Origin of the sequence: Acinetobacter sp. NIOH-H-8, from assembly GCF_046635365.1 — a bacterium.
Taxonomy (GTDB): domain Bacteria; phylum Pseudomonadota; class Gammaproteobacteria; order Pseudomonadales; family Moraxellaceae; genus Acinetobacter.
Window position 1 is genome coordinate 1 of sequence record NZ_JBHDVN010000049.1, and the last position, 20,510, is coordinate 20,510.

The window sequence follows — 20,510 nt, forward strand, 5'->3', positions numbered from 1 at the left end:
CTCATGAAATACGGTATTCTGATGTGACAAAACCTGAATCCTGGTCGTTAAAGTGTTTGTTTGCACTCATATTTTAACTGTTAGGACTCAGGTTTTTTTATTTAAAGCAAACTATGGGACAGCAGTGGTTGTGGAGCCACTTTTTTACTGATGCAAAATCTGGCTATTTCTAAAAAATAACGAACCATATGCCGATGTAAGCCAGGAGTGACTTAAAGGTCATAGATTGGTGAATTTGGTTCTGTATAATTTTGCATTTCAATATTAAGCTTCTTTCAGACTTTATAAAGAAATGATCAAAGAAAATAATGAAACAGGTTTTGCATTTTACTCATGCCAATGGCATTCCATCGGCAAGCTATCGCAAGTTTTTAAATTATTTTCAGGATGAATATCAGGTCAAGGCAATTCCGCTGATCGGGATGAATCCAGCCTATCCAATTACCAAAGACTGGCGTTATCTAGTAAATGAAGTGATACAGGATATCCAGCAGCAATCTCCGGATCAAAAGGTGATTGGGCTGGGACATTCATTTGGTGGTTTGATAACTTTAATGGCAGCCTATCAACGTCCGGATTTATTTTCCAAACTGGTGATCATGGATCCACCTTTCGTGATTGGTAAAAACAGTGCACTGTTTGAAGTCGTGAAAAAGCTCAACTTAAAAAGTATTGACCGTTTCACTCCGGCAGGTATTACCCTAAAACGTAAAGATTACTGGCCATCTAAACAGGACGCCGTTGAAGCGCTGAGATCGAATCGTCTGTTTAAGCATTTTGATGAGCAATGTTTTCAGGATTATATCGAAAGCGGGATTGTGCCTGATCAAGAGCGTGGAGGGGTAACTTTAGCCATTCCCAAACAGATTGAGGCAGAAATTTTCCGGACTGTACCGGCTTGGTGGTGGCGTACACCAAGAAAACCACCCCAGGTTCCGATACATTTAATCACAGCAGAGCGCAGCCAGTTTTATCAGCAAGGTTTACCACAAGGCATGCATAAGGTTTACCAAATTCATTATTCGGTGGTGCAGGGCGGACATATGTTTCCACTAGAGCATCCGGAAATGACGGCAAACCATGTTAAAGCCAGATTGAATAAGCTTTAATCTTGGTAATAAAAAAGACTCACTAAGAGTCTTTTTTTTCAGCTGGCTTAACGGATCTGAGATTGATCCAGATGACGGGCACCTTCCAGAATCATGCGAATCATGATCATGGTCTGTTCCGCAATTTCCTTACGGTCTTCAGGTGCCATATCGATCACATTGGCACCCATATTAAATACCAGTTGGGTAATCGCTCTGGCCGCAATCTCGGGATGAAATAATTTTTTATTATTTAGTCGTTCCAGACGGATCAGGTCTTCCTGAAGCTCCTGCTGGAAATAATTAAGTTGGCGTTCGACTGCCTGTTTATAAGATTTTGAACCAGTATAGCCTTCACGTAATAACAGGCTTAAATTGCCTTCATCAGCATCCAGCTGAGCAATAAAGACTTCAACAGAGCTACGAATAATACTGTTCTGTTTCGATGCTTTTAGACGAGATTCATTGAGAATCTGACGCAGCACAATCCCGGCACGATCAATCAGCTCAATCGCCAGTTCATCGATATCTTTAAAATGACGATAAAAACTGTTCGGAGCAATTCCAGCCTCACGAGCAACTTCACGCAAGCTTAAAGATGAAATACTTTTTTGTGGTCCGATCAGGTTTAAAGCAGCCTGGAACAGTTCTTCCTTGGTAATGGTCGCTTTACGGCCCACACTACGGACAATAATGGGCTCATCAATGCTTTTCGATGGTAAAGACGCGTCACTGCTTATTTTCATTGAAGGCTCATTCATGAGGTGATTAGTAAAAGGCATTAACACATTATAACGAAGGCAGTCCAGCTTGTGAAATGATTAGAAACAATACAAATGTATATACAAATATATATACAAGTGTATAATAATTAAAAATCCAAGGTGATGTCTAAAACGATGCCTGTACTCGAAAAGCTTAAAACGCCATTAAATACGCTGAAAGAGAGTGTGATTGATCCATATGCGATTAATTTCTGGATGCAGAAATTAAATCCTCTATGGTCGATGAATCAGCCCTTAGGCAAGATCGTGCGCAAAGAACATGCTGCGCAGGATATGCTGAGCCTGACGATTCGTGTCAATCATTTATTCCAGTTCGGTCAGGCGGGCCAGCATCATCCTGTATTTGTGGTGGTGAACGGCATTCGTTATGAACGTAGCTATAGTCTGACCCGTATTGATCAGCAGCATATTTTATTGACGGTTAAAAAAGTGAATGCGGGTAAAGTTACTACCTGGTTTGCTGAACAGGCTGAAGTCGGCGATATCATTGAATTCGGTCAACCTTTCGGTGACATGACTTTGCCAGAACAGGACAGCCCATTGCTTTTGCTTGCTGCGGGTAGTGGTATCACCCCAATGCTGAGTATGCTGGAAGCTTTAAAAGATAAAGCTGAACTGGATGCACCAGTGACTTTATGGTACTGGGTTAAGAAAAATCAGGATGCTGCTTTTATTGCACGTTTTGAAGAGCTGGCACAAAAATATTCAAATTTTTCTTATCAGGTATTCGCAACTCAGGAACAACCAGCTGCGCCACGTCTTGATGAATCTTATTTAGATCAATTACAGGCATTGGAACAAAGCACGGTCTATGCATGTGGACCATCAGGTTTTGTTGCGACTGCGGAACGACTGTTTGCTTCAGCAAAACTGTTCAAAAGTGAAGCGTTCAGCATGAGTTTGAATGATGAAGCTGATACTGGTTTTGTCAATGTAACCCTGACTCAATCGAAAAAAATCGTCACGATTCCTAAAGGCCAGTCGATTCTGGTGAGTCTGGAACAGCAGAATATCCGACCGACCCATGGCTGTCGTATGGGCATCTGTAATAAATGTGCCTGTAATAAAGCGGAAGGTTCAACCAAGAATCTGGTCAATGGCGCACAAAATACCGAGCCGGGTAATCTTTTAAAAATTTGTGTTAACTCAGCGCAGACTGACCTTGTCATCGACTTATAAGCGAGTTTTATCCTATGAATATGCCAGTAAAATTACAGTATTTTAAAAATCCTAAAAACCGTGAACTGACCCAGTCTGAGCTAGATGAACTTGCACGTGAGCTTGATGCCATCAAACAGGAAGTGCTGGATGATTTAGGTGAAAAAGATGCCAAATATATCCGTCGCGTATATTCGAGTATCCGTTATTCATCGATTGCAGGTCGTGCCTTATTATTTGCAGGATGGTTCCCGCCAGCATGGTTGTTGGGTACAGGCTTATTAGGCTTTGCCAAAATCATGGAAAATATGGAATTGGGTCATAATGTCATGCACGGTCAATATGACTGGATGAATGATCCGAAGCTCAATGGCCAGACTTACGAGTGGGATATTGTCGGAACTTCAGACAACTGGCGTCAAACCCATAACTTCAAGCATCATACTTATACTAACATTAAAGGCATGGATGATGATATTGGTTATGGCTTGTTGCGTTTGTTCCCTGAGCAACGCTGGAAACCAGGTTATTTATTACAGCCAATTTACAGTATTCCATTTTGCTTGTTATTCCAGTGGGGCGTAGCCATTCAAAACCTTGAATTGGGTAAATACTTCAAAGGCCGTAAAACCAAAGAACAAACTCTTGAAGAATGGAAGCCAATGCAGCGTAAAATTGGCAAGCAATTATTCAAAGATTATGTATTTTTTCCATTGATTGCAGGTCCTGCAGCATTACCGGTATTGACAGGTAACCTGGTGGCAAATGGCCTTCGTAATATCTGGACTTTCAGTATTATTTTCTGTGGTCACTTTACCAAAGATGTAGAAGTGTTTCCGAAAGCTGTGATGGAAAATGAAAGCCGTGGTCACTGGTATATGCGCCAGATTCGTGGTTCTTCAAACTTGACTGGTTCTGAAGCGTTTCATATTTTGACTGGACATTTAAGCCATCAGATTGAACACCACTTATATCCAGATGTGCCTGCACGCCGTTACCGTCAAATGGCACCAAAAGTAGAAGCGGTATGTAAAAAATACGGCTTAAACTATAATAATGCCAGTCTGGTAAAACAGTATGGCAGCGTGATTAAACGTATCGTGAAATATGCGTTTCCGTTTAAGAAGTAAGATAGATTTCAATAAAAAACCGCTATTCATAGCGGTTTTTTATTATTCTCAGTTTAATTAATTATTTTAAGCTCAGACTCGGATAAATTCATTTCAAGTAGTGGAAGTACTTTATCTCGGCCCTCCAGATAAGCATACTGTGCAAGGCTTAACATTGCCTCATCTTCCTCACTATTTCCATAAGCATAAATTTCAGCATAATCTTCTAAATTATATTTTTCCAAGATTCTACTTTTCTTCTGGTCCTTACTACAATCAGGTGTGTTGTATAAACCTGTCATTTTGCCTGTCAGAATTTCTACTTCACTACAAATCAGGTCAATGCCTAAATAGGTACAAACCGGTTTTAAATATAAATCTAACGAGGCTGAAACGAGAACGACTTGATGCCCGAGTTGCTGGTGTTGTTTGAGTTGCTTTAATAGCTTGGGATTCAATCTTAAAACAAGCCGCTGTGCATATTCTTTGGCAAGCTGCTGAATTTCCTGCGCATGACTATTTCTGAACATAGTGTAATACAGCTTCGGTCGCATTGCATGAGCAGGATAGAGCTTAAGATAGTAAGCCTGAATCCAAGGAAGAATACGAAGTCCACGTTTTAGAATTTGCCTTTTTTTTAAGGCATAGAAAATGAACCCTGTAAAACTGTCATAAGGATACAGGGTTCCATCAAAATCAAATAAAGCTAGAGTTTTATGTTTTTGATGCGGCGCATGCATGTTTGATAACGACCATCGACACGGCTGGCAAACCAGTTAGTATTATACTCACGACTCAATTTTGGACCTGAGATCACGACTTCTGGCATCATCGCATAAATTGGCTCTTTACCGGTTTTTTCTTGATAAAGTTTACTGATGCCACGATAAGTCATAGTATCTTCAAAATCTTTAACTTTTTCTTTTTTTAAATCCGCCCGAATCTGACGTTCAGTAATAATAAAATTATTTTTTGCAAAAACACTGATGAGCTCTCGTTCAGATTGACTCTTTTGTGAGCGAATCGCGCCATCTTTAGTATATAGCAGTAAATCGCCATCTAGGCTCAATTCAGCTTCGGTTAAGCTATTTAACATGCTCTGGAATGCTGCATTACGGCTGGAATACATCCCGGAGTTATAATCAGCAAAGCGATAAATCGGTTTTTCATAATCCGCAGGGTACATCATCAATCGATGAATCCCGTAATAGAGTCCGCCGTACTGGCTATACAGGTCACTACGCAAATCAGCAATACTGCCACCTTGACGTTTATATTCCTTGGCATAGCTGATATGAACCTGCATAGAACCCAAAGTTGTAATCGGATTCATTTTTTCGCCAATATTTTGTCCAAACAGTTTGGCAGCACCTGTCAGTGCACTTACATGATAATGCTTGGCCATGTAATCAAAGATTTCACGATAAAGTTCATCTAATTGACGTTCGGTTTTGACCCGGCGCATCTGACTGAGATAATTGTCTTCTGGACTTGGCTGGTTTTTCAGTACATCCTGGAAATATCCTGCAACTGTTCCACCGATACTTTCACCAAGTTTATCTTTAAATTTTTCTTCCAGACGTTCCTGAACTTCTTTAACGGCTTTCTCACCAAGACCAGGAACTACCGGGTCTGCATTAAAGTTAGATTCCTGATCGACAACTGCCACGATTGAACAGATATTCTCTTTGGTTTGTGGAATACCGAGCTGGTCAGTGATGTCATAAATATCTTGTGCCCAGGATTCACGCTGGCTGACACGGCCTGGAATGGCTTTGCGAATATGTTCAACTTCAAGAGTTGGTTCATCATTTGACCACCATGAACCATTGCCGCACCCTACAAGGCTAATAGATAAAGCAAGTAGGGATAAGGACTTAAGAGAAAAAGCTTGAGCAAAATATTTGTTCATGGTGTCGTAAATAAATTGAAAAGATGAGTGAACAAGGCAGATGCAGTATACTATGCCCATCAGAAAAGTGATGAATTTATATGTATATTGGTCCCTATCAACTGTCAAATAATTTGATTGTCGCTCCTATGGCAGGTGTCACCGATCGTCCATTTAGAACCTTATGCAAGTACTTCGGTGCGGGTCATGCAGTCAGTGAAATGATGACTTCTGACAAGACCTTGCGCATGAGCAAAAAGAGCTTATATCGGGCGAATTTTGATGGTGAGCTGGCACCAATCTCAGCGCAGATAGCTGGTTCTGATCCGCATGACTTAGCTGAGGCAGCACGCTATCAGGTCGCAAATGGGGCACAAATTGTTGATATCAATATGGGATGTCCAGCAAAGAAAGTCTGTAATAAGCTGGCCGGTTCTGCCTTGTTAAAGGATGAAGATCTGGTTGCACGTATTTTAGATGCAGTTGTTGCTGCAGTTGATGTTCCTGTGACTTTAAAAACCCGTTTGGGCTATCTCAACGGTCATGAAAATATTCTGCGAGTTGCAAAACGTGCTGAAGACGCGGGGATTGCAGCGCTGGCATTACATGGCCGTACTCGTGAAGATATGTACCTCAATACGGCACGTTACTCCTTAATCAAGGAAGTGAAAGAGATGCTGAATATTCCCGTGATTGCGAACGGAGATATTGATAGCCCTGAGAAAGCCAAATATGTACTGGACTATACAGGTGCAGATGCCATCATGATTGGCCGTGCTGCACAAGGCCGTCCCTGGATTTTTCGTGAAATTGCACATTATTTAAAAACCGGAGAGCATCTGGCTGCGCCAAGTATTGCTGAAGTGAAAGAGGTGCTACTAGGGCATTTATCTGAGCTTTATGAGTTTTATGGTGAATATTCAGGTTGTCGTATTTCACGTAAGCATATTGCCTGGTATACCAAAGGTTTACGTTCCAGCAATGAATTCCGTCAAAATATGTATCAGGTAGAAAACACCGCCGATCAATATAAAGTGGTGGAAAACTATTTTAATGGATTACTGGAACATGGACATATCATGAGCGATGTACAAATAGATCAGGTGAATCTTCTAGAAACCAAATAAAAAGAGAGATTTCCTAGTTCTTCTAAAAGGTACTGTTGTAAATACAGTACCTTTTTTATCTTATAGCTAAGATTTTATATGCTTCCGTTACATTCAGACCTTTATCGAACATAGCCGCATATTAAGTTCACTGAAACTGGACATGACATGGACATTGTTTACGTGAAATTGATCTAAGCTGAATTTCTAGCATGGCAAGATGTTTATTCAATCTTGTTCATTCTCATGATCAAGGGAGATCTATAATGACAAATACCAATCGTCCAGTTACAGACTTTGGCAATAAAACCTCGACTGAATTACCAGAGGAACGTAGTGACGCATTAAATCAAGATGCAACAGATGCCAGTGCTCGACCAGATTTGAATTCACCTCAAAAAGATAATCCTCGTGTGCCAGATATGAATGAAGGTGAGGATAATGTACTTGCTACCAGTGCAGGTACTTTAGGCGGGGCAGCAGTTGGAGCGACTGCCGGTCTGGTAGGTGGTCCTCCAGGGGCAGTAGTAGGCGGTATCATTGGCGGTGTTGTAGGCGGTATTGCAGGGAATGATATTGCTTCATCTGATCATCCGAAACAGACGGATAACTACGAGCATCCAGAAAATCATCCAGAGGCAGATAATTATCAGCATCCGGACACGATTAAGCAGGAAGATGATTACTGGAGAACTGAGCATACCAACCGTCCGTACTATACTGAATCACGTACCACCTACAGTGATCTAGACTATGATCGTGACTATCGTGGTGCTTATCGGGTGGGTTATGAAAACCGTCCGCTATATGATCGTCAGACTGACTTCGAACATGCCGAACCTGAATTACGAACCAAATGGGAACAGGTAAAAGGTGAATCTCGTTTGAATTGGGAAGAAGCAAAATTTGCGATCAAAGATGCTTGGCATCGTATGACGCGTTAAAGAATCGATATAAAAAACCTCTCTTTGGAGAGGTTTTTTATTTTAAAAATAATTTTTTTTTATTTCTGTTTCATTTCCAGTACTAACTGATTAATTAAATCAGAGGCTTCCATCTCACGAATTTGCGCCACATTTGAACCTGCCCAAAACGCGCCATAACCCTGATCACCATGTTTGGACGCTGCTGCATGTAACTGCTTGGCCAGATCATAAGTATACGGATAGACAGGAACATCCAGACGATTAGGCGTGTCTACGTCTATGTGCCAGTGATTAATGATGCCACGCGCTGGGCGGCCGGAAATGCTAGCACTAACTTGAGTCAGCGGCTTGGACAGTAGCGCTTTACGATAGGCGTCATTGGCATTTGAAGATTTGCATTGAACAAATGCTGTACCCAATTGTACTGCTTCAGCGCCAAAGTCTATCATCTGACGAGCTTGTTCACCATTCATGATTCCGCCTGCAGCAACCACCGGCAGTGAAAAATGCTGTTTTATTAACTTGACCAGATTGGAGGTTTTGACTGAGGCATCAAATTTGGTACTAAAGATACCCCGGTGACCTCCAGCCTCAATGCCTTGAGCAATGATGATATCAATCCCTGCTGCTTGAATGGCTTTGGCCTCAGCAAAATTGGTTGCAGATACCATCGTCAGAATACCGGCATCTTTTAGAGCCTGAATCTGATGCGGAAGAGGAATACCAAAATGAAAGCTGACCGCACATGGTCTGGTTTCCAGAACCAGATTCAGGAAGTCATCATTGTCTTTAAAACTTGGGTAAATACAGTTCAATTGAGTGGGTGGATTAATTCCGTATTCAGCAAATTTATCTTTAAACTGGTTAATCCAGGCTTGAGCTACGTTTTCATCAAGAGGCTGGCTGTCATGACAGAAAAAGTTAACCTGAAATGGACAATCTGTAAATTCCTGAGTTTTTAAAATCTGCTGACGCGCAGACTCTACGCTGCTGGCTCCTAAGCCGAGCGAACCCAGACCACCCTGATTTGAAACTTCTGCTGCCAGTTCAGGTGTCGAAACGCCTGCCATAGGGGCCAAAAAAATAGGATGTTTTATTCCAAGTTTTTCTAATAAAGACATAGATTTGCTCCCTGTTACTCTATCTACTTTGCCTACAGCCGCAGAATTAAGCAAATCATATTGGTTATTTTATTTTGAAATAATGCTGTATGGATAACGGTTCAATTACATTTGTTACGACATGAGATGTCGCCACAAGGACAGGAAAGCTATAGTGCATCGCGGGGAAAATTTATAATAGGTTTTTAGCCAACAACTTGCTGAAATCATGTCTGATCGTATCCGAGAAAAACTACAAATTTTAGCTGATGCAGCCAAATATGATGTGTCCTGTTCATCGAGTGGCAGTAACCGTAAAAATAAAGACAAAGGCTTGGGCAATACCGGAAACGGGATCTGTCATAGTTATACTGAAGATGGTCGCTGTGTCTCATTACTGAAAATACTGTTTTCTAATGTCTGCATTTTTGACTGTGCCTATTGTGTCTCTCGTCGTTCCAATGACGTAAAACGTGCTGCATTTACCGTACAGGAAGTGGTCGATCTGACCATGAATTTTTATCGCCGTAATTATATTGAAGGGCTGTTTTTAAGTTCGGGAATTTTTAAATCGGCAGATTACACCATGGAGCGGATGTTGCAGGTGGTGAAAAAGCTGCGTCTTGAAGAAAATTTTAATGGTTATATTCATCTTAAAACCATTCCGGGAGCATCGCAGGAGATCATTACTGAAGCAGGTTTATACGTTGACCGGATGAGTATCAATCTGGAAATGCCAACCGAAGCAGGCTTGCAAAAGTTTGCCCCAGAGAAAACCCATACAGAAGTGCAAAAAGATCTGGGAATTGTGCGGGATCGCTTAATCCAGTTGAAAGATGAACGTAAGATCATCAAATCCGTTCCCAAATTTGTTCCCGCAGGGCAGACCACGCAAATGGTGGTCGGTGCGCATAGTGAAACGGACAAAGATATTATTTTGATGGCTGATCAGCACTACAAGGAATTTAAGCTGAAACGCGTGTATTTTTCTGGCTATATTCCGATTAACTCTGAAGAAAAAGCCTTACCCGCAATTGGCTCAGCGCCACCCTTATTAAGAGAAAATCGTCTATATCAGTCTGACTGGCTGATGCGTTTTTATGGTTTTGAAGCAGATGAAATTGTGGATGACCAGTATCCAAATCTGGATCTGGATATTGATCCAAAACTGAGCTGGGCTTTGCGCCATCCTGAGGCTTTCCCGGTTGATATTAACCGAGCCGACTACAAAATGATTTTACGCGTGCCGGGTATTGGAGTACGTTCTGCCAAAAAGATTGTACAGGCACGCCGTTTTGGTCAGATTCATATCGATCAACTAAAACGGATGGGCGTGGCGTATAACCGGGCGCAGCATTTTATCCGCTGTGCAGATACACCAAAATTTAAAAAGGAGCAGCAATCCCAGCAGATTCGCCAGCAAATTTTACAAGCCGGTCAATCCAAATATCAGCAGCAACTGTCACCTCAACTGGGATTCGGTTTCTAATGGCACAGTACTGTTTTGATGGCACCATGACCGGTTTATTAAGCTGTGTATTTCGGGCTTTTGAGTTTAAAGAGTTTGATGTCAAAGTGACGGCTAATCCGCAGGCACAAAATGGCTTATTCGATGATTTTATTCATGTAGCTCCGAATGAAAGTCAGGGACAGCGGGTCTGGCAAGGCTTAAAACAGAAAGTATCATCCAGAAGTTTAAAAGCCTTTTATTATGCTTTTCTTTCTGAAAAAGAACAGGCATTTCAGAACCTATTCGATTTTGCAGTTTATGTATTTCAAAACCAGCGGCCGGTTGATAAAGATTATGGCCATCATGCAGTCATTGGAATGTCACAATGGTGCAAACAGGTCGGGCGTGAAAAGCATCGTATGGAAGCTTTTGTCCGCTTCAAAAAAGCCAAAGATGGTTTATTCCTCAGTCTGGTCAAACCGGATTTTAATGTTCTGCCGATCATTTCCCGGCATTTTAAGGAACGTTACCAAGACCAATGTTGGCTAATTTATGATGAGCAGCGCCAGTACGGCATCTATTACGATTTAGATGATGTACATCAGATAGAGATGAATGCAGAAATGGTTGATCCACAAATCCGGATTGGACATAGTCAGTCTTTTAGTATTGAACTGGATGATGATGAAGTACTCTATGATCAGCTTTGGAAAGATTATTTTAAAAGCGTGAATATTCAGGCACGACAAAATATGAAACTGCATATCCAGTATGTACCTAAACGCTACTGGCGTTATATGAATGAGAAAGTACTTTAAATAAAATCTTCGCCCAAGTTTAAGGCATAATGACAGCTAATATTTAGATCGAGTGTATAGATATGAAGGTATGGCTGGCATCATTAGCTATGGTAACTGGATTGGCTGCATGTTCAGCAGAGCAACAGAAAGTAGCAGTAGATCCGGGTAAATATCAGGTTAAAAGTGCACAGGAATTACAGCAACGTTTTAATGATCTAAATAGTAAGTTGGCACAGGACTTTCAGCAATTTAAAAAACTAGAAAGTATTGCCTTTTCTCATCAGCTGCCTTTGGATGTGAATAACCTGCAAACCTTGAATCAGCATCCTGTCAGCCGGACTGCTCTAAAATCCAGTAAAGTGGCCTATTGTGACATGATGAATGGCTATTTTGCCGAGATGTATCGCTTAGGGCATTATAATCTGAATCTGCTCGACGAGATTCAATTACCTAAAGCCGAGAATGAAGACCTGAAATCCAATTTTGTATCTAGCGATCAATTCTATACTTTTATTCTGGATCGTTATACGACTTATCGCCAGGTTCAACAAACTATGAATTATGGCTGTAATTTAAAAGCTGCGTTATAAGTATGAAGCTATAAAAAAGCCCATCGTAAAGATGGGCTTTTTTTATTTAGCAACCAGTCAATTTTTCTGGTTGAGGTTTCTCACCTGGGAAGAAAATTGGACGAAGTTTTACACCTAAACCATTTCCGAGGAATGCGAAGATCAGCCATAACCAGCCATGTACACTGCCCGAAGCAATACCACTAAAATAGGCACCGATATTACAGCCATAAGCCAGACGAGCGCCGTAGCCAAGCATCAAGCCACCAATAACTGCAGCAACCAATGAACGTTTTGGAATATTGAAGTTCGGAGCAAATTTACCTGCCAGACTGGCAGCCAATAATGCACCAAGTATAATGCCAAAGTTCATCATGGACGTAATATCGAACCAGAGCGATTCAGATAAGGCTTTGGCATTTGCTGGTTGCTGCCAATACGCCCAAGAGGCTACATCAATTCCAACAAAACTTGCAGATTTCGCGGCCCAGACAGCAAGGGCAGAAGTAACCCCCCATGGACGACCAGCCAGCGCCAAAGTAGCAAAATTAAGCAGGGTTAAAATGATTCCACCCCAGATTAATGGCCATGGACCACGTAAAAAGCGTTTCCAGCCCTGATGTTGGCTTTGAGCTTCAATTTCCAGACTGCCATGACGTTTCTTTTCAAAAAATACAGTTACAGCCGCAATGACAGCAAAAATAATGAAACTCAAAACAAGTGCAGGAATGACACCAAAACTTTCTACAATAGAGATAGGTGCGAAATGAGGTAGGTTAAACCACCAGTCAATATGCGAAGTCGCAATCAGTGAGCCGGCACAGAAGAAAAACAGGGTCACCAGCATACGGGCACTGCCACCACCCACAGTATAAAGTGTGCCTGATGCACAACCGCCACCGAGCTGCATGCCAATCCCGAAAATAAATGCCCCGATTACCACAGAAAGTGAAACTGGACTGACAAAGCCTTGAACTGGATTACCAAACAGTTCACCTGCACCTAAAGCAGGGAAAAATAGCAATACAGCAAGACCTAACATGATCATTTGCGCACGTAAGCCACGACCACGACGTTCTTTAATAAAGACGCGCCAGCTGGAGGTGAAACCAAACGAGGCATGATACAAGGTCATACCCAGTGCACCACCCACCAGAAATAATAGAGCCTGGTTTAGACCTACGATGTGATAGGCACCGACGGTTCCTAGTATAAGTAAAATAAAAGCCACCCAGACCGAGAGATTCGATCGCTGGGAAGACGCAGCAATAACAGACATGGGAGATCAAGTTTTAAAAATAAAGTCGCGTATATTACGCAATTTCTCACTAAAATGGGCTGATCTAGGGCTTCTTAGAGTCAATTAAACATCCTGATAACTGATAATAATTATGACTTTAAATGATATAAGGTCGTGATTATTTTAGAAGATATCATTTTAATTAGAACAATCACCCGTCTAATAGTGAAACGTATAAAAAGTTTAAAAGCCTGCAAAGCAGGCTTTTAAAGATTGAAAGCTTTAAAAATTAATTTTCAGCTTTCTCGCGTACTTTACCTGCACCTTCTTCAATAGCACCCGCAGTTGCAGCAGTCGCATTTTTAGCGGCTTCAGCAGTGGCATCGGCTGCTCGAGAAGTCGCAGCTGCAGCTTCATCAGCGGCACGGGAAGCATTCGCTGCCGCATTATCCATGGCTTGGTCAGTTTCTTGAGACGCCTCATGAGTGGCATCTTCCATATCATGGCCGGCTTGAGTAGCAGCATTTTCTAAATGCTCACCTGTAGTCGCGCCAGTTTCAGGCTGTTTCTCTTTATTACAACCCACCAGTGTTACGGTAGCAACTAAACCCAAAGCAACAAGTAATTTATTCATCGTGTCATATCCTTTGTAGTTGTAAGGTCGAAAACAGTCTAGCGAGTATTTATTTGAATTTATGCTAATAATTAGATCAGAATTTGTTCACTAAATGTAATTTTTATAAAGGCTTATACAAATTTCACTCAATATAAATCGTCTGATTATTTGAATGTATTTTCTTACAAACCCTTGTATGGATTGTTTCTCACTGCTTATAAAGAATGCATAGACTCGCTTTAGTATGCAATTTTAGATGTAACAAAACACAACTATTTCCAGCTCAATTTTTGTCAGGCTAAAAGTAGAAGCCATAAAAAAAGCCCGCATAAAGCGAGCTTTTAAAACTTGAAAACTTATAGACCAGCAGATGCTTTAAGTGCTTCGACTTTGTCAGTTTTTTCCCAAGTAAATGCAGTATCTGAACCTTCACGACCAAAGTGACCATAAGCCGCAGTCTGTTTATACATTGGCTGGATCAGGTTCAACATACGGGTAATACCATATGGACGCAGGTCAAAGTGCTCACGAACCAATTGAACGATCAATTCATCCGACACTTTGCCTGTATTGAAGGTATTGATTGAAATTGAAGTTGGCTCGGCAACACCAATTGCATAAGACACCTGAATTTCACATTTATCTGCAAGACCCGCAGCGACAATGTTTTTCGCAACATAACGGCCTGCATAAGCAGCAGAACGGTCAACTTTTGATGGATCTTTACCAGAGAATGCACCACCGCCGTGACGTGCCATACCGCCGTAAGTATCTACAATGATTTTACGGCCAGTCAGACCACAGTCACCTACAGGACCACCGATCACAAACATCCCGGTCGGATTGATGTGGAATTTGGTGTCTGCATGGAACATGTCGGCAGGAATGATTTTTTTCACGATTTCTTCAATCACAGCTTCTTTTAAATGAGCTTGTGAAATTTCAGGATCGTGTTGAGTTGAAAGCACAACAGCATCTAGACGAACAGGCACGCCATTTTCATAAGCGAAAGTCACCTGGCTTTTTGCGTCTGGACGTAACCAAGGCAATGTACCGTTACGGCGTAATTCAGCCTGTTTTTCCATTAAGCGGTGCGCATAAGAAATTGGAGCAGGCATGAGTACATCAGTTTCACGGCTGGCATAACCAAACATCAAGCCCTGGTCGCCAGCACCTTGATCTTCAGGTTTCTGACGGTCTACACCCTGAGCAATTTCAGGAGACTGCTTACCGATCATGTTGATGATCGCACAGGTCGAACCATCAAAACCTAGGTCAGAATGATGATAACCAATACTGTTAACGGTATGGCGGACAACCGCTTCAAAATCGATGTTCGCAGTTGTTGTGATTTCACCGGCAAGTACAACCGCACCTGTTTTTACAAGCGTTTCACAAGCAACCCGTGCGTATGGGTCTTCTTTTAAGATTGCATCCAAGATAGCATCACTGATTTGGTCAGCCATTTTATCTGGATGGCCTTCGCTTACAGATTCCGAAGTAAATACAGCGTACTCGCGCATAGTCCTATCACAGTTAAATTTAAAGACCCGATATGTTACATCGACTTGTGCTCTAGGACTAGCGTAACTCGACAAAATTGCACGAAATTGTTTCAAATTATTGTGCTTTTATTTGATTATTGGAATTAAAAAAACTGATATGCCTAATTAAACAGCAGGGTGGATTCATTTAATAAAGTTAATAAATAGTCTGTCAATTGATAAGGAGCACTTATTAAGCCGCGAGATTTCCAGATAAATTCGTAGAACCAAATACTAAGAAAAATATAAAAATTAGAGTGTCTAAAATATCAAGGAAAGTGATCATTCTATTAATAAATTAAGGCGGGTGTATTGATCACACGACAGACAGCCTTGCTGCAAATAGTACGACTCTGCATAGTAGCTTCAAGTCTTCACAAACCGCCTGTCAGGAAGTGGCGAAATCTTTTGGTATGGACTTGTTTAAAAGACTGTACGGAGATGGAAAAGCATGTATCAAAAGGCGTTTACCTTGATTGAAGTCATGATTGTACTCACGATTATTGCCATTCTGGCGACAGTAGCAGGCATGAGTTATCACAGTTATGTAGTGCGAAGCCAACTAGCGGAGGTTTTTGAGCAGGCAGGTGGCTATCGAACTCAATTTATTGCCTCTGATGGACATTGTGATGCGGGCCGTCAAATTGGCAGCGGAACCCAATATATTGAAAAAGTCGTGATCAATGCAGCTTGCCGGATAGAATTTAAGCTACGGCAGGATGGAGTAGATACGGCAATCCGTGGAAAATCCATCGCTTTTGATGTTTATAGCGGCAGTTGTTCTTCTAGCGATATCAATCAGCGTTATTTACCTAAAGATTGCCGAGGACAATAATTTTCGTGGTATCGATTAGTCTGATTTAACTTCAACCTTTATCTTTTTATGTCTGAGGATCTGGGGCAAACAATATATATTCACATATACATTTTTATAGCCTGGAAAAGATCATTTATTTAAATCTGGATCTTCTATTTTAATTGCTATTTGGAGGTATCCTGAAAAGGAATTCAACATATTGTAAAAGTTTAATTTATAAAAAATAGTTAAGAATAATCCCAGATTTATCATCTTATTAGAATCTAACTTAAACTCTAGTCAGACAATGCACCTTAAAAGTGCAGAATATTTATCCGATAGGTAAATACAAGATCAATAAATTGATAAATATTGTAGGCTAGTCTTTACCCCTCGCTGTTTTTTTAAGACAATAGACGACAGTTTTGAAAGTCTTTTCATCATTTCCTATTTCTTCTGAATTTATTTGGACGCTGATTTATGACAACCCCGCTTAATGAACGTCGTATTGCAAACGCAATTCGTGTATTGGCAATGGATGCTGTGCAAAAAGCAAACTCAGGACATCCAGGTGCTCCAATGGGGATGGCAGATATCGCTGATGTGGTTTGGCGCGAATTCTTAAACCATAACCCAACAAATCCGAATTGGGCTAACCGTGACCGTTTCGTATTGTCGAATGGCCATGGCTCTATGCTTCAATACGCACTTCTTCATTTAACGGGCTATGATCTTTCAATTGAAGATCTTAAAGCATTCCGTCAACTTCATTCTAAAACTCCAGGTCACCCAGAATTGGGCTATGCACCGGGTATTGAAACAACCACTGGCCCATTAGGCCAAGGTATCGCAAATGCTGTTGGTTTTGCACTGGCTGAAAAAACTTTAGCAGCGCAATTCAACAAGGAAGATATCAAAGTTGTAGATCACTACACTTACTGCTTCCTGGGCGATGGCTGCTTGATGGAAGGTGTTTCTCACGAAGCATGTTCTTTGGCAGGTACTTTAGGTCTGGGTAAGCTGATTGCTTACTATGATGACAACGGTATTTCGATTGACGGTGAAGTTGAAGGCTGGTTCTCTGACGATACAGAACAACGCTTCAAGTCTTATGGTTGGCAAGTGATCAAAGTTGACGGTCATGATGCTGATGCAATCCGTCAAGCCACTCTTGAAGCAAAAGCTGAAGCGAACAAACCAACCATCATCATGTGTAAAACAGTGATTGGTTTAGGTTCACCAAACAAACAAGGTAAAGAAGACTGTCACGGTGCTCCTTTGGGTAATGACGAAATCGTACTGACTCGTGAAGCGCTTGGCTGGTCAGACGAAGCATTTGTCATTCCTGAGGATGTATACGCAGCTTGGGATGCCAAAGATAAAGGTTCACAAGCTGAAGCAGCATGGAATGAAACTTTTGCCGCTTATGCAGCAAAATATCCAACAGAAGCAGCTGAATTAAAACGTCGTCTTTCTGGTGATCTTCCAGCTGACTTCGTTGCAAAAGCGGATGCTTATATCGCTGAAGTAAATGCAAAAGAAGAAACCATTGCGACACGTAAAGCGAGCCAAAATACGTTACAAGCTCTTGTGCCTTCACTACCAGAAGTACTAGGTGGTTCTGCTGACCTTGCAGGTTCTAACCTGACACTTTGGAAAGGCGCCCAAGGCGTACAGGACAATCCAGCAGGTAACTATGTTCACTACGGCGTACGTGAATTTGGTATGACTGCGATTGCCAACGGTGTTGCACTGCATGGCGGTTTCATTCCTTATGTAGCAACATTCCTGATGTTTATGGAATATGCACGTAATGCAGTACGTATGTCTGCACTGATGAAACAACGTGTGATCCATGTATATACTCACGATTCAATCGGTCTGGGTGAAGATGGTCCTACACACCAGCCAATCGAACAAATCGCATCTTTGCGTGGTACACCAAACCTGAATACATGGCGTCCATGTGACACCGTTGAAGCAGCGATTTCCTGGAAATCAGCTTTAATGCGTTCAGAAGGTCCAACAGCGTTGATCTTCTCTCGTCAAAACCTGCCATTCCAAACTCGTACTCAAGCACAAATTGAGAATGTAGCGAAAGGTGGTTATGTTCTAGCTGAAGAAAAAGGCGAATTGAAAGCGATTATCATTGCGACTGGTTCTGAGGTTTCTCTTGCAATGGAGGCATATGCACAGCTTGAAGGTGTGCGTGTCGTATCTATGCCATGTGCTGAAGAGTTCGTGAAACAGGATGCTGCGTATCGTGAAGCGGTTCTTCCTTCAAATATTCGTGCGCGTGTAGCGGTTGAAGCTGCACATGTGGATTACTGGTGGAAATTTGTAGGTCTGGATGGCCGTGTGATCGGTATGACCACTTATGGCGAATCTGCACCTGCTAAAGACCTGTTTAAACACTTCGGCATTACAACTGAAGCTGTTGTAGCAGCTGTAAAAGAGATTATTGCTTAATCAACTGATTAAGTGGTTTTTTAAGGGCGCCCCAGTTTTGGGGCGTCTTTTGTTTTTCCGCTTTCTAGCCTTGTTTTCATGTGGCAACCGCTAAAAAGTGTTCTCCCATAATTGAAATGAAAGAGTGAGATAAACATGAGCTTGTATGAACAAATTAGTGATGAAATTACTTTAATGGATGCAGGCGAGCAGAAATGGATCGAGCAGGATCTATCCCTTGAAGCAATGGTGGCGGTTGAGCTATTACTTCAGGAAATGGCTGAAGAAAAAATCATTAAAGTACGTCGCAAGAACCATGAAAAGCATTCTGGTTTGAAACAGGTGGATCGTATTCTGGTTGAAAAACTTTAATAGAAAATACTAAAAGTCCCTGAGCGGGGCTTTTTTTATATCGGATGATTTTCATCTGGCAGTTGCTTATGAACATTAGATAAGATAAATCTAAGTTTATGTCATCATAAAAACTTAATGACTTGTATCGTAAGTAATTGACTTAAAGATAATTAAATACATAAACCAAAGAAGTTACTCAATATGGAAATATCATCCCAGATCCAGATCAAATCTTTAGAGCAAATATCACAGCCAGAATGGCTATTTTTATGGCAAGACTATCAACGCTTTTATCAGACCCAAATTTCGGATGAGGTAAGTAAAAATACCTGGGATAAATTAACCAATTATGAGCTAGATTCAATGTACGGTTTTGCGGCGCTGATAGATGGAAAGGTCGTTGGGATTGTGCATGTCATCGAACATAACAGTAGCTGGACAGTAAGACCTTATGCCTATTTGCAGGATCTATTTACCCATCCGGACTATCGCGGACAAGGCGTGGCGCGCAAGCTGATTCAACATGTCTATCAGGTCGCGCAGCAGCGTAATTGCGACCGGGTTTACTGGCTGACTCAGGAATCAAACCATCAGGCACAAGCGTTGTATAACAAAGTCGCCAAGAAAACAGGATTCATTCAGTACCGTATGGATTAAAGCTCAAAAATTAAAAAAATAACTTACAATTTTATCGTTTCATCGCTGCAACAAAACGTTTTATCTTTAGGGCTGTAAACGGTTCCAGATTCTATACACTTATTAACATCCAAAACGTGAGATAAAAACATGAATTTCAAAACATTAGCATTAGGCTTGGCGGTCGCATCTGTAGCAACAGTTTCTATGGCAAAACCAGTGGCCTATACGATTGACCCGACTCATTCAGCAACTGTTTTCTCTTGGAGCCACTTTGGTTTCTCTACGCCATCTGCAAACTTCAGTGACATCCAAGGCACCATTAATGTTGATAATGAAAAACCTGCGAATTCTTCGGTCAATGTGAACATCCCGGTTGCAAGCATTAATACGAATGTGAAAGCACTGGATGACCATATTAAGACAGCAGAATTTTTTGATGTCGCCAAATATCCGAATATTACTTTTAAAAGTACTAAAGTTCAGGCTTTAGGCAAAAACAAATATAAAATCACCGGCAACTTAACCGTGAAAGATGTCACTAAACCTGTGGTACTGGATGCAGTTTTAAATAAACAAGGCGTACATCCAATGACTAAATTACAAACGATTGGTTTCAATGCAACCACTTCATTTAACCGTTCAGCCTTTGGGGTAGGTGGTTATGTTCCAAATGTGGGCGATAAAATTACAGTAAACATTACTACCGAGGCTTCTGTACCTGCTCCGAAAAAGTAAGAGTGACAAATTAAAAAAGCACCCAATTGGGCACTGCTGTCCCATAGTTTGCTTTAAATAAAAAAACCTGAGTCCTAACAGTTAAAATATGAGTGCAAACAAACACTTTAACGACCAGGATTCAGGTTTTGTCACATCAGAATACCGTATTTCATG

The 20,510-nt window shown here is 41.3% G+C and carries 20 protein-coding genes; 13 read left to right on the forward strand and 7 right to left on the reverse strand.

Annotation, left to right across the window (positions count from 1 at the left end; translation table 11 throughout):
* The first annotated feature begins 308 nt into the window (after positions 1-308).
* On the forward strand, positions 309-1,109 hold the full coding sequence (locus ACEWB7_RS14065; protein ID WP_034702914.1) for an alpha/beta fold hydrolase: 801 nt from the start codon (positions 309-311) through the stop codon (positions 1,107-1,109).
* Between the two features lie 47 nt (positions 1,110-1,156).
* On the opposite strand, the gene fabR is transcribed toward ACEWB7_RS14065, so the two are convergent.
* On the reverse strand, positions 1,157-1,834 hold the full coding sequence (fabR, locus tag ACEWB7_RS14070; RefSeq protein ID WP_004786319.1) for an HTH-type transcriptional repressor FabR: 678 nt from the start codon (positions 1,832-1,834) through the stop codon (positions 1,157-1,159).
* Between the two features lie 153 nt (positions 1,835-1,987).
* Here fabR and ACEWB7_RS14075 point away from each other — a divergent pair, with 153 nt between their 5' ends.
* The gene (locus ACEWB7_RS14075; RefSeq protein WP_312309445.1) at positions 1,988-3,052 is read left to right on the forward strand and encodes a ferredoxin reductase; all 1,065 of its coding nucleotides are present in this window, start codon (positions 1,988-1,990) and stop codon (positions 3,050-3,052) included.
* Positions 3,053-3,066: 14 nt separating this feature from the next.
* Entirely contained in the window at positions 3,067-4,161 is a 1,095-nt protein-coding gene (locus ACEWB7_RS14080; RefSeq protein ID WP_004786314.1) for a fatty acid desaturase family protein, read from the forward strand.
* A gap of 53 nt (positions 4,162-4,214) precedes the next feature.
* Here ACEWB7_RS14080 and ACEWB7_RS14085 read toward each other — a convergent pair whose 3' ends face one another.
* Positions 4,215-4,880, reverse strand: coding sequence for an HAD family hydrolase (locus ACEWB7_RS14085; protein WP_034702922.1), 666 nt, complete (start codon positions 4,878-4,880; stop codon positions 4,215-4,217).
* Positions 4,847-6,052 (reverse strand): DUF1615 domain-containing protein, encoded by a 1,206-nt coding sequence (locus ACEWB7_RS14090; protein WP_034702923.1) that lies wholly within the window; start codon positions 6,050-6,052, stop codon positions 4,847-4,849. The genes ACEWB7_RS14085 and ACEWB7_RS14090 overlap by 34 nt, the downstream gene beginning before the upstream one ends.
* 80 nt (positions 6,053-6,132) lie before the next feature.
* Between ACEWB7_RS14090 and dusB the strand changes: the two genes are divergently transcribed.
* Both dusB and ACEWB7_RS14100 read left to right on the forward strand, forming a co-directional pair.
* A complete protein-coding gene (gene dusB, locus ACEWB7_RS14095; protein ID WP_034702925.1) occupies positions 6,133-7,158 on the forward strand; it encodes a tRNA dihydrouridine synthase DusB in 1,026 nt (341 codons plus the stop codon).
* Between the two features lie 245 nt (positions 7,159-7,403).
* Positions 7,404-8,081, forward strand: coding sequence for a hypothetical protein (locus ACEWB7_RS14100; protein ID WP_034702927.1), 678 nt, complete (start codon positions 7,404-7,406; stop codon positions 8,079-8,081).
* Positions 8,082-8,140: 59 nt separating this feature from the next.
* Here ACEWB7_RS14100 and ACEWB7_RS14105 read toward each other — a convergent pair whose 3' ends face one another.
* Positions 8,141-9,184, reverse strand: coding sequence for a nitronate monooxygenase (locus tag ACEWB7_RS14105; protein WP_312317227.1), 1,044 nt, complete (start codon positions 9,182-9,184; stop codon positions 8,141-8,143).
* 208 nt (positions 9,185-9,392) lie between these two features.
* Between ACEWB7_RS14105 and ACEWB7_RS14110 the strand changes: the two genes are divergently transcribed.
* From ACEWB7_RS14110 to ACEWB7_RS14120, 3 genes are all read left to right on the forward strand, one after another.
* Entirely contained in the window at positions 9,393-10,652 is a 1,260-nt protein-coding gene (locus tag ACEWB7_RS14110) for a putative DNA modification/repair radical SAM protein (protein ID WP_312317230.1), read from the forward strand.
* On the forward strand, positions 10,652-11,431 hold the full coding sequence (locus ACEWB7_RS14115) for a TIGR03915 family putative DNA repair protein (RefSeq protein WP_312317232.1): 780 nt from the start codon (positions 10,652-10,654) through the stop codon (positions 11,429-11,431). The genes ACEWB7_RS14110 and ACEWB7_RS14115 overlap by 1 nt, the downstream gene beginning before the upstream one ends.
* A 62-nt stretch (positions 11,432-11,493) precedes the next feature.
* Positions 11,494-12,003 carry a hypothetical protein gene (locus tag ACEWB7_RS14120; RefSeq protein WP_312317235.1) on the forward strand — a complete coding sequence of 170 codons (510 nt, stop codon included), beginning with the start codon at positions 11,494-11,496 and terminating at the stop codon, positions 12,001-12,003.
* 46 nt (positions 12,004-12,049) lie between these two features.
* Here the strand turns inward: ACEWB7_RS14120 and ACEWB7_RS14125 are convergent, their stop codons facing one another.
* The 3 genes from ACEWB7_RS14125 to metK form a co-directional block, all read right to left on the reverse strand.
* Entirely contained in the window at positions 12,050-13,261 is a 1,212-nt protein-coding gene (locus tag ACEWB7_RS14125; RefSeq protein ID WP_411580917.1) for a YeeE/YedE family protein, read from the reverse strand.
* Between the two features lie 250 nt (positions 13,262-13,511).
* Positions 13,512-13,856 (reverse strand): hypothetical protein, encoded by a 345-nt coding sequence (locus tag ACEWB7_RS14130; protein WP_180003928.1) that lies wholly within the window; start codon positions 13,854-13,856, stop codon positions 13,512-13,514.
* 338 nt (positions 13,857-14,194) lie between these two features.
* Positions 14,195-15,361: a methionine adenosyltransferase gene (gene metK / locus ACEWB7_RS14135; protein ID WP_004786281.1), complete on the reverse strand. Its 1,167-nt coding sequence runs from the start codon at positions 15,359-15,361 to the stop codon at positions 14,195-14,197.
* Positions 15,362-15,833: 472 nt separating this feature from the next.
* Between metK and ACEWB7_RS14140 the strand changes: the two genes are divergently transcribed.
* From ACEWB7_RS14140 to ACEWB7_RS14160, 5 genes are all read left to right on the forward strand, one after another.
* Complete coding sequence (locus tag ACEWB7_RS14140; RefSeq protein WP_312317244.1) at positions 15,834-16,217, forward strand: prepilin-type N-terminal cleavage/methylation domain-containing protein; 384 nt, start codon at positions 15,834-15,836, stop codon at positions 16,215-16,217.
* A 441-nt stretch (positions 16,218-16,658) separates the two neighbouring features.
* Positions 16,659-18,647 (forward strand): transketolase, encoded by a 1,989-nt coding sequence (gene tkt, locus ACEWB7_RS14145; RefSeq protein WP_312317246.1) that lies wholly within the window; start codon positions 16,659-16,661, stop codon positions 18,645-18,647.
* 135 nt (positions 18,648-18,782) lie between these two features.
* The gene (locus tag ACEWB7_RS14150) at positions 18,783-18,998 is read left to right on the forward strand and encodes a hypothetical protein (protein ID WP_312317247.1); all 216 of its coding nucleotides are present in this window, start codon (positions 18,783-18,785) and stop codon (positions 18,996-18,998) included.
* 183 nt (positions 18,999-19,181) lie between these two features.
* Entirely contained in the window at positions 19,182-19,637 is a 456-nt protein-coding gene (locus ACEWB7_RS14155) for a GNAT family N-acetyltransferase (protein ID WP_312317248.1), read from the forward strand.
* A 129-nt stretch (positions 19,638-19,766) separates the two neighbouring features.
* Entirely contained in the window at positions 19,767-20,354 is a 588-nt protein-coding gene (locus ACEWB7_RS14160; protein ID WP_034702946.1) for a YceI family protein, read from the forward strand.
* Positions 20,355-20,510 lie beyond the last annotated feature (156 nt).